This window comes from Ruficoccus sp. ZRK36, from assembly GCF_019603315.1.
Taxonomy (GTDB): Bacteria; Verrucomicrobiota; Verrucomicrobiia; order Opitutales; family Cerasicoccaceae; genus Ruficoccus.
Map to the genome: position 1 here is coordinate 2,575,377 of NZ_CP080649.1, position 15,153 is coordinate 2,590,529.

General features: G+C 62.0%; 15 protein-coding genes. 7 read left to right on the forward strand and 8 right to left on the reverse strand.

The window, feature by feature from the left end:
• Nucleotides 1-25 precede the first annotated feature (25 nt).
• Together K0V07_RS11320 and K0V07_RS11325 are read left to right on the forward strand one after the other, a co-directional pair.
• Nucleotides 26-931, forward strand: coding sequence for a class I SAM-dependent methyltransferase (locus tag K0V07_RS11320; RefSeq protein ID WP_220621502.1), 906 nt, complete (start codon nucleotides 26-28; stop codon nucleotides 929-931).
• A gap of 122 nt (nucleotides 932-1,053) precedes the next feature.
• Nucleotides 1,054-1,656, forward strand: coding sequence for a flavin reductase family protein (locus K0V07_RS11325; protein WP_220621503.1), 603 nt, complete (start codon nucleotides 1,054-1,056; stop codon nucleotides 1,654-1,656).
• Between the two features lie 12 nt (nucleotides 1,657-1,668).
• Here the strand turns inward: K0V07_RS11325 and K0V07_RS11330 are convergent, their stop codons facing one another.
• From K0V07_RS11330 to K0V07_RS11340, 3 genes are read right to left on the reverse strand one after another with little or no spacing between them, the layout of a single operon-like run.
• A complete protein-coding gene (locus K0V07_RS11330) occupies nucleotides 1,669-2,601 on the reverse strand; it encodes a hypothetical protein (protein ID WP_220621504.1) in 933 nt (310 codons plus the stop codon).
• Nucleotides 2,598-3,230, reverse strand: a complete 633-nt coding sequence (gene tmk, locus K0V07_RS11335; protein WP_220621505.1) for a dTMP kinase — start codon at nucleotides 3,228-3,230, stop codon at nucleotides 2,598-2,600. The genes K0V07_RS11330 and tmk overlap by 4 nt, the downstream gene beginning before the upstream one ends.
• Before the next feature lie 3 nt (nucleotides 3,231-3,233).
• Complete coding sequence (locus K0V07_RS11340; protein ID WP_220621506.1) at nucleotides 3,234-4,355, reverse strand: PfkB family carbohydrate kinase; 1,122 nt, start codon at nucleotides 4,353-4,355, stop codon at nucleotides 3,234-3,236.
• Nucleotides 4,356-4,806: 451 nt separating this feature from the next.
• Between K0V07_RS11340 and K0V07_RS11345 the strand changes: the two genes are divergently transcribed.
• The 3 genes from K0V07_RS11345 (at nucleotide 4,807) to K0V07_RS11355 (ending at nucleotide 6,839) form a co-directional block, all read left to right on the forward strand.
• Nucleotides 4,807-5,547 (forward strand): MotA/TolQ/ExbB proton channel family protein, encoded by a 741-nt coding sequence (locus tag K0V07_RS11345; protein ID WP_220621507.1) that lies wholly within the window; start codon nucleotides 4,807-4,809, stop codon nucleotides 5,545-5,547.
• Between the two features lie 69 nt (nucleotides 5,548-5,616).
• Entirely contained in the window at nucleotides 5,617-6,033 is a 417-nt protein-coding gene (locus K0V07_RS11350) for a biopolymer transporter ExbD (protein ID WP_220621508.1), read from the forward strand.
• Nucleotides 6,030-6,839 carry a TonB family protein gene (locus K0V07_RS11355; RefSeq protein ID WP_220621509.1) on the forward strand — a complete coding sequence of 270 codons (810 nt, stop codon included), beginning with the start codon at nucleotides 6,030-6,032 and terminating at the stop codon, nucleotides 6,837-6,839. Before K0V07_RS11350 ends, K0V07_RS11355 begins: the two co-directional genes overlap by 4 nt.
• 288 nt (nucleotides 6,840-7,127) lie before the next feature.
• Here K0V07_RS11355 and K0V07_RS16615 read toward each other — a convergent pair whose 3' ends face one another.
• The 3 genes from K0V07_RS16615 to K0V07_RS11370 are packed head-to-tail and all read right to left on the reverse strand — an operon-like array spanning nucleotide 7,128 to nucleotide 11,063.
• Nucleotides 7,128-8,684, reverse strand: a complete 1,557-nt coding sequence (locus K0V07_RS16615; RefSeq protein ID WP_220621510.1) for a glycerol-3-phosphate dehydrogenase/oxidase — start codon at nucleotides 8,682-8,684, stop codon at nucleotides 7,128-7,130.
• Between the two features lie 54 nt (nucleotides 8,685-8,738).
• A complete protein-coding gene (glpK, locus tag K0V07_RS11365) occupies nucleotides 8,739-10,256 on the reverse strand; it encodes a glycerol kinase GlpK (RefSeq protein WP_220621511.1) in 1,518 nt (505 codons plus the stop codon).
• A gap of 60 nt (nucleotides 10,257-10,316) precedes the next feature.
• Entirely contained in the window at nucleotides 10,317-11,063 is a 747-nt protein-coding gene (locus K0V07_RS11370) for an MIP/aquaporin family protein (RefSeq protein ID WP_220621512.1), read from the reverse strand.
• A gap of 284 nt (nucleotides 11,064-11,347) precedes the next feature.
• On the opposite strand from K0V07_RS11370, the gene K0V07_RS11375 reads away from it, so the two are divergent.
• A complete protein-coding gene (locus K0V07_RS11375) occupies nucleotides 11,348-12,130 on the forward strand; it encodes a DeoR/GlpR family DNA-binding transcription regulator (RefSeq protein WP_220621513.1) in 783 nt (260 codons plus the stop codon).
• A gap of 89 nt (nucleotides 12,131-12,219) precedes the next feature.
• Complete coding sequence (locus K0V07_RS11380; protein ID WP_220621514.1) at nucleotides 12,220-13,362, forward strand: glycosyltransferase family 4 protein; 1,143 nt, start codon at nucleotides 12,220-12,222, stop codon at nucleotides 13,360-13,362.
• A 181-nt stretch (nucleotides 13,363-13,543) separates the two neighbouring features.
• Here the strand turns inward: K0V07_RS11380 and K0V07_RS11385 are convergent, their stop codons facing one another.
• Nucleotides 13,544-14,389: an EamA family transporter gene (locus tag K0V07_RS11385; protein ID WP_220621515.1), complete on the reverse strand. Its 846-nt coding sequence runs from the start codon at nucleotides 14,387-14,389 to the stop codon at nucleotides 13,544-13,546.
• A gap of 127 nt (nucleotides 14,390-14,516) precedes the next feature.
• Nucleotides 14,517-14,975: a hypothetical protein gene (locus K0V07_RS11390; protein WP_220621516.1), complete on the reverse strand. Its 459-nt coding sequence runs from the start codon at nucleotides 14,973-14,975 to the stop codon at nucleotides 14,517-14,519.
• Nucleotides 14,976-15,153 lie beyond the last annotated feature (178 nt).

Sequence of the window (15,153 nt, forward strand, 5' to 3'; positions counted from 1 at the left end):
GAGGCTTTTGCATGGTCCTTTGCGTATGATGGAACTTTTACATCCCGCCGGTTGGCGCGATTATGAACTGCTCGACTCCGGAGCCGGCGAGAAGCTGGAGCGCTTCGGCCAGTACGTGCTGATCCGCCCCGAGCCGCAGGCGATCTGGCAGAAAACCCTCGACGAGCACGAGTGGCGTAAGCGCGCCGACAACCGCTTCTCGCGCGAGCAAAAGGACAAGTACCGCTTTCAGAGCGACGTGAACGGCGGCTGGGACAAAAACTCGACCATGCCCGAGAGCTGGCAGATCCGCTATGAGAACGCCGGGCTCTCTCTCAACCTGCGACTGGCGTTGACGAGCTTCGGCCACGTCGGGCTCTTCCCCGAGCAGGCCAGTAACTGGGACTTTATTTTCGAGACCGTCAGCGGTTGGAAAAAACAGCGCTCCGGCGAGGCGCCGCGCGTGCTTAATCTGTTCGCCTACACCGGGGCGGCCTCGGTCGTGGCGCGGGCGGCAGGGGCGGATGTCACGCACGTGGACGCCTCCCGGCCCGGCCTGAACTGGGCCAACCAGAACATGCAGCTCAACGGCCTGAGCGACATCCGCTGGGTCTATGAGGACGCGCTGAAATTCGTCAAACGCGAGGTCAAGCGCGGCAACCGCTACAACGGGATCATCATGGACCCGCCCCCCTACGGACGCGGTCCGAGCGGGGAGAAGTGGACCCTCCAGGAGAAGCTGGACGAGCTGGTCGGCCAGGCCGCACAGCTCCTGCACCCTCAGCCCGCATTTCTCGTCATGAGCACCTACGCCGCCGGTCTCTCCGCCATGGTCAGCGAAAACATCGCCCGCGCGCATTTCCCGAGCGCCGAGCTGCACTGCGGTGAGTTTTTCCTCAAGGGCCCCAACCACGCCCTGCCCATGGGTGCCTTTTTGCGCTTTAGAGCGTGAAAAAGTAGCGGCGCCCTGTGTCCTCCTTTGCGGGGCGCGCAGCCCCCATAATCCCCGTGCTGCGGCACTGAACCTCTCCGGGCGGTTGACTAAACGCAGGGGCGGCGTTAGCTGGCGTGCATATGGAACTGGATTTCGATTTGCCGGAGCTCGCGGGGCGGGCTTACCCGATTTTGGCCAGCCTGGTCACGCCGCGCCCGATCGCGCTGGTCACGACCATCGACGCCGAGGGCCGCGTCAACGCCGCTCCCTTCAGCTTTTTCAACCTGCTGGGCGCGCAGCCGCCGATCTGCGCCTTTGCCCCCGGTGACCGCCCCGAGGGCATCCCCAAGGACACCGCACTCAACATCCGCGCCACCGGGCAGTTTGTGGTCAATCTCGTGGACGAGCCGCTGGCCGAGGCGATGAACCTGACCGCTGCCGCGTTGCCCTTTGGGCAGAGTGAGCTGGAGCACGCCGGGCTGACTCCCGCAGCCTCCACGGCCATCCGTGCGCCCCGTATCGCAGAGGCCCCGGCAGCGCTGGAGTGCGAAGAGTGGGGGACGCTGCGTATCGGCAAAAACCGCGTCGTGGTCGGGCTGATCAAGCGCGTCCATGTGCGCGACGAAATTTACGACGCCGAGGCGAAACGCATCAACTCGGACAAGCTCTCCACTATCGGGCGAATGGCCTCGCCACACTGGTATTGCCGCACCGGCGACCGCTTCGAGATGATCCGCCCGTAGCTGCTACACGGGTCACGCACCCCTGGACCAGAGGCGCAGGGATTGCAGGAGAAAGGCTTCCATGGCGGCGGCCTCGTTGAAGTTCAGCTCCAGCAGCCCGGCGGATTTCTCCAGCGCGGCGACGGCTTGGGCGAGCTTGGTCGAGGGGATGTCGTCAGAGCGCTTGACCGCGTAGTGGCGGGTCTGGGTCTCGATTTCCGCCAGCAGGCGGGCGCGCAGGCCCTTGAAGTAGCCGCTTTCGAGCGCGGTGACCTGCTCGTCGGTCAGCCCCTCGGGCAGGCTGGTTTTGTATTCCTTCCAGGCCTCTGAGGACATGGTCTGTAGAATCCCGCTGAAGCGCGTGACCAGCCCGTAGGCGGCCATGACACACTCGGCGGCCCCGCCACGGGCGGCGTGCCCGGCGTGGAGCATTTCCAGCCACTCAGTGTAGTCGGAGAGCCACTGCTGCCAGTCCGGCTCGCTCACGCGGTCCAGCTCCAGCGGCAGGCGCAGGTTGACGCAGCGGCTGCGGATGGTCGGTAGCAGATCGTAGGGGCGGGTCGAGATGAGAAAGATCGTGGTGTCGGCAGGCGGCTCCTCCAGCGTCTTCAGAAAGGCGTTGGCAGCGGCGGTGTTCATCCGGTCGGCCTCGTAAATGGCGGCCACCTTGCGCCCCCCTTGATTCGAGGAGTGCTGGATGTCGCGGATCATCGCACGAGTACCCTCGGCGTTGATCTGGCGCATCTTGTTAGCCGGGCGGATGCTGAAAAAGTCCGGGTGTCGCTGCGGATTGTCGCTTTTTAAAAGCTCACCGGAAAAGGCCAGGCAGATCGCCTCCAGCCCCTCCAGCGAAGCCCCCTGCAGCAGAATGGCGTGGGGCAGGCGTCCCCGCTCCAGCGACTGTCGAAGAACCGTGGCCGGGCGGCTCCGGGCCAGTTCGGGCGGCAGTTCTGCGAGGGTGCTCATGTGGAGAATTTCTGACTGAGTGCGGTGTCGATAGCGGCGGAGACGGCGTCGATTTTCAGGGTGCCGTCGATGACGGCGAAGCGCTCAGGCTCGGCTGCCGCCAGATCGAGAAAACCCTGCCGGACGGCCTGGTAGAAGGCAAGCTCCTCCTGCTCCATGCGGTCGGGGGCCTCGCAGGTACGCTTCCAGGCGCGCTGCAGGCCGACCTCGGCGGGGATATCCAGGACAAAGGTCATATCTGGCAGGCAGCCCTCCACCGCAAAGGCGTTGAGCGCGGCCACCTGATCGGCGGGGAGCTTGCGAGCCGCCCCTTGATAGACCGTGGTCGAGTCCAGAAAACGGTCGCACAGCACGGTCTTGCCCGCCGCGAGGGCAGGGCGGATAACGGCGCGCACATGCTGGGCCCGGCTGGCGGCAAAGAGCAGGACCTCGGCCTCCGGGCACATGCCCTGGCCGGAGTCGGCATGCTTGAGCAGGTGCCGGATGTCCTCGCCCAGCGGAGTGCCGCCGGGCTCACGGGTCACCACCACCTCGGCACCGTCAGCGCGGAGGCGCTTGGCGAGGCGGGCGAGCTGGGTGGATTTACCGCAGCCCTCCGTGCCTTCGAAGGTGATGAATCGGCCTTTCACGCCTTATTCGTGACTGTCCCAGCCGTGGATGAAGGTGGAAATATCGCCGAGGCTCGGGCTCTTGGCGGTGCGGACGTAGGAGCCGGAGAAACTGACCGCGACGGTCAGGCAGGCTTCCGGCGAGAGGCCGAGCACCTGGCCGACGCTGAAGCCGGCGTTGAAGTGGTCGCCCGCGCCAGTCGTGATCTTCGGGTGCTCGCAGTACGGACCCTCGACGAAGAAGACCCCGTCCTTGGTCGCACAGGCGGCGCAGCGGGTGGGGTGGACGACGACGCAGGAAATCTCCAGGTCCTGGCGGATGGTGTTGGCCATCTGCTTGAGATCCTTTTCGTCGGTGCCGACCTTGGAGTGGCCGAGGACCTTAAATATCTGCTGGGCTTCGCTCAGGTTCAGGCCGAGGGTGACGGCCCCAAAGGCCTGATAGCGGCTGATGATCTTCAGCACGGTGCGGATGTCGCCCTCAGAGCGCTTGGCCGGGTCGGCCAGGTCAAAGAAGAAGCGGCGGTTCTCATGCGGCGGCAGGTTCGGGAAAACCTTGTCCAGCATGTCGTTAAAGGCCTGTGTCAGGTACGGCAGCATGGTCCAGTTGACCATGGCGATGAGGTCGGCACGGGCCAGCATGTCGAGCAGTTGGCCTTCGCCCATGGCCTCGACCATGGCCGGGTAGGTGACCTCTTCGAGGGCGGCCATGTTACCGAGCATGATCTTGCCGTCCTTGAACTCGGCAGCGGTGGTCACGCCGGGATCGGTGATGGAAATGGCGTTGGTCTTGTCCGCAAATTCCTGGAAGACCGGGTGGATGGCGAGCTTACCGAGGGCGCCGATGTAGCGGGTGTTAAACCCGGCGGAGAGAACAGCGTTGGCCATGATGGGGCCATTACCGCCGAGCTTTTCCATCTCCTGGTACATCTCGATATTGGCGCTCTTACCGGCAGCGGCAGAGATGCGGCTGCCAAACTCGGCAATGGTCTCGATCGCCTGATAGTCGTCGCCGGGGCCGAAGCGCTGATCGACCGGGTGAACAATCTTGTCCACGAAACCGTCGAAGCCGACGACGGCATTGCGTGAAGAAGCGGAAGCTGCCGTGTTGGCCAGCTCTTTCAGGGTCTTTTCGAGGTAATCCATAGTCGTATGCGCTGCGAAATTGGGACACACACCCGCCGATGGCAAGCTCTCAGCGCCCGCTGAGTAAAATCTTTAGCGCTTCTAACTGCCCCATGTCGGGTCGCTAAGGGCCCGATCAGAGATGGGGGACACTGAGCAGAGAAATGATCAATCGGAGTCCAGGTGGTCGCTTCCTTTTACCCGCCATACCTTCGTGCTCCCTGTGTACTTTGTGTCAGACCGGATTCGACGATTAACCACGGATTTCGCGGATGACACGGATACCGGGGTTTTCCATCAGTGCTATCCGTGTCATCCGTGGTTGCTTCTTGTTCTTCGTGTCTTCGTTGCCTGTTTGGCGGTCTTTGTGGCCCTATTTTTTGATAAATGATAGGTTTGCTTGAAACCGAAGCCGTTTTCGCTTTTTCCTAGAGACAGCGGAGGCGCGTGCGTCCGTTTTCTCTCAAAAACCATGAATTTACCCAGTACATGGCTCTTTTTGGCTCAGGCCGCCGAGGAGCCCAATATCTTTACCTATTTCGGCGAGTCCAATATCGCGGGCAAGGCCATCGTGGTGGCCCTGCTGGTGTTCAGCCTGTTGGCGTGGACGATCATGATCGGCAAGTATCTGGACCTCTCGCGCCTGCGCTCGCTCAACCTGAACTTCGAGTCGCGCCTGGCCCAGCAGCGCGGCCTGCTCAAGCTCAACCTCGGCCGCAAGGCTTCCTCCCTCGGCCCCTACGCGGCGCTGGTCGAGGAGGCAGTGGACGCCTTTCACCGCTACGAGGGTGCGGGCTCCGAGCGCAGCCTGCGGGTCCGTATGGGCCACGTCGAGAACGCCCTCCAGCGCGGCGTCGCCCAGCACTCCATCAAGTACGAGTCCAAGATGATCCTGCTCGGTTCGATCGTGACGGGGGCTCCCTTTCTCGGGCTGCTCGGTACGGTCTGGGGCGTGATGGACGCCTTTGGGTCGATGGCCCTGCAGGCCAGCGCCACTCTCCAGAATCTCGCTCCCGGTGTTTCCGGCGCGCTGCTCACCACTGTGGCCGGCCTGCTCGTGGCTATCCCCTCGGTCTTCGGGTACAACTTCCTGCTCAGCCAGTCGAAGCTCCTCGTCACCGAGCTGGAGAACTTTGCCAGCTCCCTGGCGGACCGCATTGAGCTTGAGGTCGAGATCGCGCTGGAGGAAGGCACCGGCGACGAGCAAGAGTAGGGCGCTATCAGCTCTTTAGACTTTTTTAAACGGGTACGGCAGACGCGCGAACGCTTCACAGAATAACATATGGCACGGACTTTCAGGCGTAAAAAGAGCATGACGGCGGTCTCGGAGATCAATGTGACTCCGCTGATCGACCTCGCCTTTTCGCTGCTGATCATCTTCATGATCACCACGCCGCTGCTGGAGCAGACCATCCCGCTGGAGCTGCCCGTCGAGTCGCAGCGCCCGCAGGTTTCCCGCGAGGAGGTGGAGTTTCAGGTCATCTCCATTGACCGCGCGGGGCAGGTGTTTTGGGGCAAGGACCCGGTCAGCCTCTCCAAGCTCGACGACTTGCTCGGTGGGCTGGAGGCCCAGTCTAACCCGCCCGTCATCAGCCTGCGTGCAGACCGCACCCTGCGCTACCAGAAGGTGATCGAGATCATTGATATGATCAAGGCACACAAACTCTCCCGGCTGAATCTCGATACGCAGGTACAATGAGCAAGCGGACGACCACACGTGGCTTTTGGGTCTCGATCACGGTCCACGTCCTGTTCTTCGGGGCGATCCTGCTCATGATTGCCTGGAAGCGTATGCACAAGCCCGAGGTGCCGGTGATCTTTGAGCTGGTCGAGCCGCCGAGCGAACAGCAGATGGAGACGCCTTCCGAGCCCGTTACCGAGCCGGAGCCACAGCCCGAGGAGCCCCTCATTGACGCCCCGAAGATCGCTCCCTCCGAGCCGGTCGATATCCCGGACCTTAACATCCCTGAGCCTGAGCCGGAACCTGAGCCAACCCCTCCGCCTCCCGAGCCCAAGCCGACTCCGACCCCCAAACCGAAGTCCGAGCCCAAGCCCACTCCCAAGCCGACAACGCCCACGATGACGGCGGCTGAGTTTAACAAAAAGTTTGGCAAGCCCTCACAGGCCAAACCGAAACCGGTGAAGCCAGCCGCGACGCCGACGCTCCGCGTCTCGCAGCCGGTGGTGCGCTCGAACACCAGCGCCGGGTCTTCCAATCCGGCGGACCAGCGCGCGCTTGAGTCCTTTATCGCACGGCTGCGCCGTCAGATCGAGCTGGCCTGGGACAAGCCCGAATCGCTCGAAGGTACCGAGGTCTACGCGGTGGTCAACGTCACCGTACAGCCTAACGGCTCGCTCAACCCGGTGGTGCTCATCACCCCCAGCGGGAGCCAGATTTTTGACCGCTCGATCCTGACCGCTGTGCGCCGCGCCCGTAATATCGGAGGTGCGCCCTCCGGCCAGGCCGTTACAGTGAGCTACACCTTCCGCATGATCGAGCGCTAGGCAGGGGTGGTGCGTGACCGCACGGGACACTGAGGGGCTCTGCCCCAATGCGACAAGAAAGGCCGCTACCATTTTCTTTTCACGCCTTTAAAAAAAAGACGAAGCCGCGCGGGGATCCGCGCGGCTTCGCTTAGGGTTGTGGCTTCCGGAGTTGTATCGGAGTGGGGTGGGTCCGGCTCCGGCTTGCCATTGGGCATGGAGTTCCTTGGGCCTGCTCGGGTGGAGCGCCTGTGGCGGGGAAGACCGAAGCCTCCCCCGCCCGTGGGCTTCTCACCTTCGCGTGTGTCCTTAGAAAATATAGCCTTCCGCCAGTTTCGTGTATTCTGCCACCTGGGCGCTTTTCCAGGCCTCGTCCTGCCCCAGCTCGGCGGCCAGCAGGTCGGCCACGACGGGCGCGGCCTCGATAGAGGCGCGGGCGTTGAGGAGCATGGCACGGGTGCGCCGGGCCAGTACGTCCTCGACGGTGCGGGCCATTTCCTCGCGTGCGTGCCAGACGGCTTCGGCCTTCTGATAGGGCAGGGCGGGGTGAATGGGCTCGCCGAGGGAGGCGTCCTGTTTGATCAAGGCGTCGATCTTGAGACCTTCGCAGCCGTAGGGGGCGAGGTTCTGGCGCGCAGGCTCGGCATGCGTCCAGCCGTGGATCTGCATCTCCTCGGTGCGGCAACGCCGCTCGGAGAGGCCGCCGAGTGTCTGGGCCTGGTCGATCACGTCCTCAGCCATCTTGCGGTAGGTCGTCCATTTACCACCCGTGAGGGTGATCAGGCCGCTGCCGCTGACGATGATGCTGTGGTCGCGTGAAAGCGCGGCTGTGTCGCTGCCATCGCCATGCTTCACCAGCGGGCGCAGCCCGGCGAAGATACTGAGCACGTCGTCGGCGCTCGGATCGTCCGTGAGGTACTTGCAGGCGTGGGTGAGCACAAACTCCCGCTCTTCGGGCAGGGCGCGCGGCTCAAGGCTGTGGGTGGGTAAAGGTGTGTCGGTGGTGCCGACCACGACATGGTCGTGCCACGGTACCGCGAAGAGCACGCGACCATCCGCCGTTTTCGGGATCATGATGGCGGAGGAGCCGGGCAGGAAGCGCTTCGGGAGCACGATGTGGATGCCCTGGCTGACCGCGATGATGTTCTTGGCTGCCGGCTCGTCCATGCGGCGCATGTCGTCGGCGAAGACCCCGGTCGCGTTGATGACCGTCTTGGCGCGCACGGTGAACTGGCCGCCGCCTTCGAGGTCTTCGATCTCGACCCCGGCGACCACGCCGTTTTCCTTGATCAGGCCGACGCAGCGGCAGTAGTTCAGCACGGCTGCACCGAGCTTCTCGGCGGTCTGGGCGAGGTTCACGGCCAGACGGGAGTCGTCAAACTGCCCGTCGTGGTAAATCACGCCGCCGACGAGGTTTTCGGTCTCGACGGTGGGGATTTCCTTAATGGTCTCCTCGCGACTAAGGTGGTGCGAGGGGGCGAGCCCGAGCTTACCGGCGAGCTGGTCGTAGACCTTCATGCCGATGCCGTAGAAGGGGCCTTCCCACCAGGAGTAGTTCGGGATGACAAAGGCCTGCGAATGCACCAGGTGCGGGGCGTTATGGGTCAGGCGACCGCGTTCGCGCAGAGCCTCCAGCACGAGCGAGACATTGCCCTGCTGCAGGTAGCGCACACCGCCGTGCACGAGCTTGGTCGAGCGGCTTGAGGTGCCCTTGGCGAAGTCGGCCTGCTCGAAGAGTGCGACGGAGTGCCCGCGGGAGGCCGCATCAACGGCAGCTCCCAGCCCGGATGCACCGCCGCCGACGATGACGACGTCAAAGGGCTTGTCGGCATTCTTGGCCCGGTCGAGTGAAGTTTCTCGTTTCATCGTGGAATATCCTTTCGGTTAAAAACGTTGGTTGATGGTGGCGGTTTTGTGAAATTACGATTCGGCCTCGTCGGAGGCTTCCTCCCAGTTCTTGGCGCGCTGGAGGGCCTTGTCCCAGCCCTTGCGCAGGGGTTCCATCGCCTCGGCGCCGCGCTTGGGCTCGTAGGTGCGGTCCTTCTCCCAGTACTTGCTGATGTCCTCACGGCTTTCCCAGAAGCCCACGGCGAGCCCGGCCAGATAAGCCGCGCCCAGAGCGGTGGTTTCGATGCACTTGGGCCGCAGGACGGAGCACTGGAGCAGGTCTGCCTGGAACTGTAGTAGCGGGTCACTACGGCTGGCGCCGCCATCCACGCGCAGTTCCTTGAGCTTCAGGCCGCTGTCTTTTTCCATGGCCGAGATCAGGTCTGCACTCTGGAAGGCGATGGACTCCAGCGCGGCGCGGCAGATGTGGGAGCGGTTCGTGCCACGGGTGATGCCGAGAGCGGCACCGCGTGCGTACGGGTCCCAGTGGGGGGCACCCAGCCCGGCAAAGGCCGGTACGAGGTACATGCCGCCGGCGTCATCGACGATGGAGGCGAGCCAGTCCAGCTCCTGCGCAGTACGTACGAGCTGAAGCTCGTCGCGAATCCACTGCACAACCGCCCCGCCGATGAAGACCGAGCCCTCCAGCGCGTACTCGGTCTTGTCGCCGATGCGCCAGGCCACCGTGGTGAGCAGGTTGTTCTTTGAGCGCACGGGCTTTTCGCCCATGTTCATGAGCAGGAAGCAGCCGGTGCCGTAAGTGTTCTTGGCCATGCCGGGGGAGAAGCAGGCCTGCCCGAAGAGCGCGGCGTGCTGGTCACCGGCAATACCCGCGATGGGAGCACCGCCGGGATAGAGGTTGCGCTCGACAGTACCATACACCTCGGAGCACGACTTGATCTCGGGCAGCATGCTGCGCGGGATGTTAAAGAGCTTGAGCATGTCGTCGTCCCAGTCGTCCTTCTCCAGGTTATAGAGCAGGGTACGGGAGGCGTTGGTCACGTCGGTGACGTGGACCTTGCGACCGGTGAACTGCCAGATCAGCCAGCTGTCAACGGTACCGAAGAGCAGCTTGCCGTCTTCGGCCTTTTGGCGGGCGCCATCAACGTTCTCAAGGATCCAGCGGATCTTCGTCCCGGAGAAGTACGGGTCGAGACGCAGGCCGGTTTTTTCGGTCACCATTTCCTCCAGGCCCTCCTCCTTGAGCTTGCGGCAATAGTCGGCGGTGCGGCGGTCTTGCCAGACGATGGCGTTGTAGACGGGCCGCCCGGAGTCCTTGTCCCAGACGATGGTGGTTTCGCGTTGGTTAGTCACGCCGACAGCGGCGATGACGTCCGTCGTCAGGTCGGCCCGTGAAATGGCTTCAGCTGCGGTCGAACTCTGACTGGACCAGATTTCCATCGGGTCGTGCTCGACCCAGCCGGGCTTGGGGTAAATCTGGCGAAACTCTTTCTGCGCCACAGCGGCGACGTGCCCGTCGTGGTCGAAGACGATGGTGCGGGAGCTGGTGGTTCCCTGGTCTAAGGCGAGGATATATTTTTTGGAGGACATGTTCTACGAAGGGTTGGAGTGAGGTTTGGGCGTTGGTGGTGAGATAGGTTTTTGAGAGTGCTAAAGATTGAGCAGGACAAAGAGCTGCGCGCCGGTTATTCCGCCCAGGATCGGGGCGACGATCGGCACCCAGGCGTAGGCCCAGTCAGAGGTGCCTTTACCAGGGATCGGTAGGAAGGCGTGTGCGATGCGCGGGCCCAGGTCACGGGCAGGGTTGATGGCGTAGCCGGTAGGACCACCCAGGGACATACCGATGGCGACGATCAACAGACCGACCAGCATCGGGCCGAACCATGTGCCGATGGCACTGCTCCAGGCTGCGGCGTCACTGTCGGCTCCGAGAGCGACTTTACCCAGCGCGAGGATGACAAAGAGCAGGATAGCCGTACCGATGAACTCAGTGATAAAGGCCGGGCCAAACTTACGGATGGCCGGGGCAGTGCAGTGGCAGGCGAGCTTGCCGGCGGGGTCGTCCGTCTGCCCCCAGTGGGCGTAGTAGGTGAGGAAGACCAGCGTCTGGCCAATGATCGCACCCACCATCTGTGAGCCGATGTAGCCGGGCACCTGCGCCCAGTCAAAAGCTCCGATCGAGGCGAGACCGAGCGTGACTGCCGGGTTGATGTGTGCGCCGGATATCCGCCCGACCGCATAGACGGCGAGCATGACAGCCAGGCCCCACGCGATGGTAATAACGACCCAGCCGCCGTCTTTACCTTTGGATTTGGCTAGAACTACGTTGGCGACGACTCCGTTGCCGAACAGAATAAGTAATGCAGTGCCTACGCACTCGGCTAGATATGGACTCATGGGGGGTATGGGGGTTGAGTTAAGAACGAGGGTGGGACACTGTCCCGCTGGGGATACCACTAATTAAAATCAGCTTCTACGTTTGTTCAAGTCATTAGTGCGTATTGACTTACGTATTGTTCCGTGCCTTGCGCTTCGCAAGGTTTTGCGTGATAAGCCTGCTGGACTTTTGATTCCTGTGGGGAACAAGGGTTGCAGACTTGCGTTCGCAAGAAATCGAAGGTCTTATCCTTGCGTTTTCCAAGTTGTGGGCTAGTGTAGCCCTGTCACTTTTTTTGAAAAAAATGCTCCCAGCCCAACGTCAGGAAGTCATTTTGCGTCGGATCGAGGCCGAAGGTTCGGTCAAGAGCGGGCAGCTTGCGCGTGATTTCGGAGTGACCAATGAGACGATCCGCAAGGATCTCGAAGCGCTCGAAGACGCACGCCGGGTGATTCGGATCCATGGTGGGGCTACGCGCCTGTCGGACTCCCGGCATGACCTGCCGCTGCCCGCGCGCCAGACCGTCAACCGCTTTGAGAAAACGGTGGTCGCAAAGGCCGCCGCATCGCTCGTGGGCGCGAGAGACACGCTCTTTCTGGATGCCAGCTCGACCGTGCTGGCGATGACGGACTACCTGCCGCAGGAGCCGCTCACCATCCTGACCAATGCGCACCATGTGATCGTCGCGCTTGGCGGACGGCCCGGTTACGATTTGATCTGTACGGGCGGCAGCTACGAGGAGCGTTCGCGCTCCTACGTGGGAGTGGTGGCAGAGGATTCCCTGCGGCGCTTTCTGATTAAATGGCTCTTTGTCGGCGTGGATGGCCTGCACCACGAGATCGGTGCCTCCGAGGTCAACCCCGGTCAGGCTGCCCTCAAGGAGCGGCTCATCCCTCGGGCCGAGCGCGTCTGTGTCGTCTGCGACTCAAGCAAGCTGGAGACGAAAAGCCCCTTCATCTTTGCCCAGCCCCAGCAGGTGAATGTATTGGTGACGGATGACGGCGCTGATCCCGCTATACTCGGGCTCTATGAGCGGCAGGGGATTCGTGTGATCGCCGCGCCGCTGGCCGGTGACGCCCGTTTCTGACCGAGGGCATTTTGCCTGTGTTTCGGATAAATCCATTCAATCAGCTACAGACTTGTCTTTTGTGATGAGTAAATTTACATTTGGCCCCGATGCGTACGATTGCCTTCTACGATGACAATCCCGATTTTGGCGGACATCAGATTATGGCAATGCGGGGGATTGCCGCCGTGGCAAAAAGCCCGGAGTGCCGGGTCATCTTTTATGTGAATCCTGCCAACGCGCGACTGCGGGAGCATGCGGCAATCTGTCAGGAGGAGGGGGGACAGCTGGAGCTGCGCGATGCCCCGACCTTGACCCGTAAGTTTCAGGCCCTGAGGAATCGCTTCGCCAGCGCCGAGATCAATGCACTCGCTCAGGAACTGGCCGGGCAGCAGCTGGACGGCTTCGTCGCCATCCAGGGGGAGATCGAGGATAGCTCGCTGGCGCTGCTGGCAGCGCGTCAGGCGGGCCTGCGCGTGATCAGCTACATCCCGCTGGCCCACACGCTTGCCCAGATGGGCGCCAAGCTCGGGCATGTGCGCGACCTTACGACGAAGTATTTGTTTACCGTGCCCGATGCCTGGCTGACCATCACGGAGAGTGTCGCCAAGCAGTTGCGCTCTCGCGGGGCACACGAGCCCATCTATATCGTAAACAACGGCATCGACACCGAGCGATTTCAGCCTGCGAGCAAGGCTCATGTCCGCGCTCATGAGGGCTTACCGGAGGGCACGCTTTTCGGCCTGTTCGGGCGGGTGGAGTTCAAGCAGAAGCAGCAGGACTTTCTCGTCCATGCGTTGGCTTCATTTAAGGGACAGCTTGAGCGTGCCCGTTTGCTGGTGGTCGGGGATGGGCCGGACCATGAGCGCCTGACGGAGTTGGTGATCGGTTCGGGGTTGTCCGACCGGGTGATTTTTCGCCGCTGGCATAAACACACCGAGCAGCTTTATCCGGCGCTCGATTGCTTGATCATCCCATCGCGCTTCGAGGGCTTTCCGCTGGTCATGCTGGAGGCTGCGGCCTGTCAGGTGCCGGTGGTCGGCAGTGACCGCGACGGCATGCACGACTTTCTGCCGCCGGGCTGCCGGTTCCACTTCGGTGATGTCGATGGCCTGGAGGGTGCCCTCATACATGCCCTCAAAAAAGATGAAGACGAGCTGACCGCCGTGCGCCAGCATGTGCTCGATGAATACAGCCTGAAGGCCTTTGAACACAATTTCACCGAAACCCTTAATCGAGCATTGAGTGACTGATTAGGTGGAATCTTCAGTCTCCAACTTTGGCCTATCTAGCCCGCGTAGTTCTTTGTAGTTTTGGTTCAATACAAGCCAGGCAAATCTGTGTGCTTACGCCGACTACGACATCGAGACGATTTCACGGCAGATCGAGGCGGCTTTGCAGCGGACTGTCCAAAAGGAGTCCGCCCCGGCGGGCTCATGACGATTTCTTCCGGCCACGGCAGATCCACAGCGCCGCCGCCAGAAAGACGCAGCCTGCGAGCAGACGCGGCCACTGCTCCACACGACCGCCCCAAAAGGCGACATTGACCAGGATACCTGCCGGGATGAGCATGTTATTCATGACGGCGAGCTGCTGAGCACTGACCTTGATCGAGCCATAGCTCCAGCCCAGGTACCCGAGCCCGGAGGTGACGATGCCCAGCCAGAGCAGCACGCCCTGCTGGGTGGGCGTATCCGGCGGCTTGCTCCAGTCCGCCAGAAAGGCCATCGCTGTGCCTGTAACCAAAAACGCCCCGAGGAAAAACCATGAGAATCGCCTGCGGTGGGGCAGGGGGTTCCCCGAGTCCTGGTGGCGATACCAGACTTGCCCGAAGGCGAAGCAGGCGTTGGCGGCCTGGATGTACGCGAAGCCTTTCCAGTAGTCGCCATCGAGATCCGTCCAGCGGATGACAGCCGCCCCGGCGACAGCCAGCAGTGCCGGTGCCCAGAACTGCCGCGGCCAGCGCCGTGCGAACAGATCCGAGAACAGGCTGACATACAGCGGTGTAAAAATGGTGAAGAGCAGCAGCTCGGGTACGCTCAGGTAGTGGTAGCTGTGGTATAGAAAGAGATAGGTGAGCCCGATCTCAATCGCACCCGTAGCCATCATGACCAGCGCGCGTCGCCACGGGACGGGCCTCCAGAACGGGAGAAAGACCAGCAGCGCCAGCAGCATGCGCGTGGTCACGGCTATATAATCGTCCACCTGCCCAGAGATATAGGCGCCGATCAGCGAAAACGAAAAAGCCCACAGGGCGGTGACTATCCACAGTAAGGTCATCGGTCAGATATTGCGATACCTTCAGCTCTCACGGCTCTTCGCCCAGGGCAAGGCTGGAATCTGAGAGGTTGTCACCTCTGGGATGAGGAGTATCACGCGATGGGGCGCGAGAAATAGATGCTCGATATCAGTTTTCCCCCCAGGGGAATGGGGTACCCTCATAGGCAGATATCTTACCATCCGCATGAATCATCCGCCCCGCGTACACAGGAGCATTCGCATCTCTTTCGACATCGAATTCGATTACTCTGACCTCGTTGTCAGGAGAAAAATACTCAAGGGAACGCAACGATCCCTCATCGGAGTAGGTGTATTCGATTCTGCTTTTCTGCCCGGTTGGCAGGTCGAGTTGGCGCCAGACAAGGAGTTGCTGAGAGCTGCCGTAAGTAAAATGCTCCTGGCGAATGCACTCCCCGTGCTCATCCAAGGTGATGCGCTCATAGGGATTTCCGCGGACATCATTGACGGTTTGCTGCGTAATTTTCGCTGCAGATACAGGCGAAGCTGTTGCGTTTGACTGGGTAGCGGCAGCCATCGATTGCGGTGATGTATCTGCTGGAGTCGGTTCGGCGGGCAGCTTTAGCACAGGAGCCACCTGTGCTTCCAATGTTTGCGGTGCCTCCTGGGCGTGTGCCGTCGGGGCATCCTCTTGGGGTGGGGCCTTGCTACAAGCTCCAAACATCAAGAGGCACCCTCCGCACAGATACGTAAGGGCGTGTTTGGCTCTGCGGTGTGCGGCCCGTGGTAACGACGGGCATTCACGC

Coding starts and splice junctions, on each gene's coding strand:
- K0V07_RS11320 (WP_220621502.1), top strand. CDS start 26: ATGATGGAACTTTTACATCCCGCCGGTTGGCGCGATTATGAACTGCTC.
- K0V07_RS11380 (WP_220621514.1), top strand. CDS start 12,220: ATGCGTACGATTGCCTTCTACGATGACAATCCCGATTTTGGCGGACAT.
- K0V07_RS11375 (WP_220621513.1), top strand. CDS start 11,348: ATGCTCCCAGCCCAACGTCAGGAAGTCATTTTGCGTCGGATCGAGGCC.
- K0V07_RS11370 (WP_220621512.1), bottom strand. CDS start 11,063: ATGAGTCCATATCTAGCCGAGTGCGTAGGCACTGCATTACTTATTCTG.
- K0V07_RS11340 (WP_220621506.1), bottom strand. CDS start 4,355: ATGGATTACCTCGAAAAGACCCTGAAAGAGCTGGCCAACACGGCAGCT.
- K0V07_RS11325 (WP_220621503.1), top strand. CDS start 1,054: ATGGAACTGGATTTCGATTTGCCGGAGCTCGCGGGGCGGGCTTACCCG.
- K0V07_RS16615 (WP_220621510.1), bottom strand. CDS start 8,684: ATGAAACGAGAAACTTCACTCGACCGGGCCAAGAATGCCGACAAGCCC.
- K0V07_RS11345 (WP_220621507.1), top strand. CDS start 4,807: ATGAATTTACCCAGTACATGGCTCTTTTTGGCTCAGGCCGCCGAGGAG.
- K0V07_RS11330 (WP_220621504.1), bottom strand. CDS start 2,601: ATGAGCACCCTCGCAGAACTGCCGCCCGAACTGGCCCGGAGCCGCCCG.
- K0V07_RS11350 (WP_220621508.1), top strand. CDS start 5,617: ATGGCACGGACTTTCAGGCGTAAAAAGAGCATGACGGCGGTCTCGGAG.
- glpK (WP_220621511.1), bottom strand. CDS start 10,256: ATGTCCTCCAAAAAATATATCCTCGCCTTAGACCAGGGAACCACCAGC.
- K0V07_RS11385 (WP_220621515.1), bottom strand. CDS start 14,389: ATGACCTTACTGTGGATAGTCACCGCCCTGTGGGCTTTTTCGTTTTCG.
- K0V07_RS11355 (WP_220621509.1), top strand. CDS start 6,030: ATGAGCAAGCGGACGACCACACGTGGCTTTTGGGTCTCGATCACGGTC.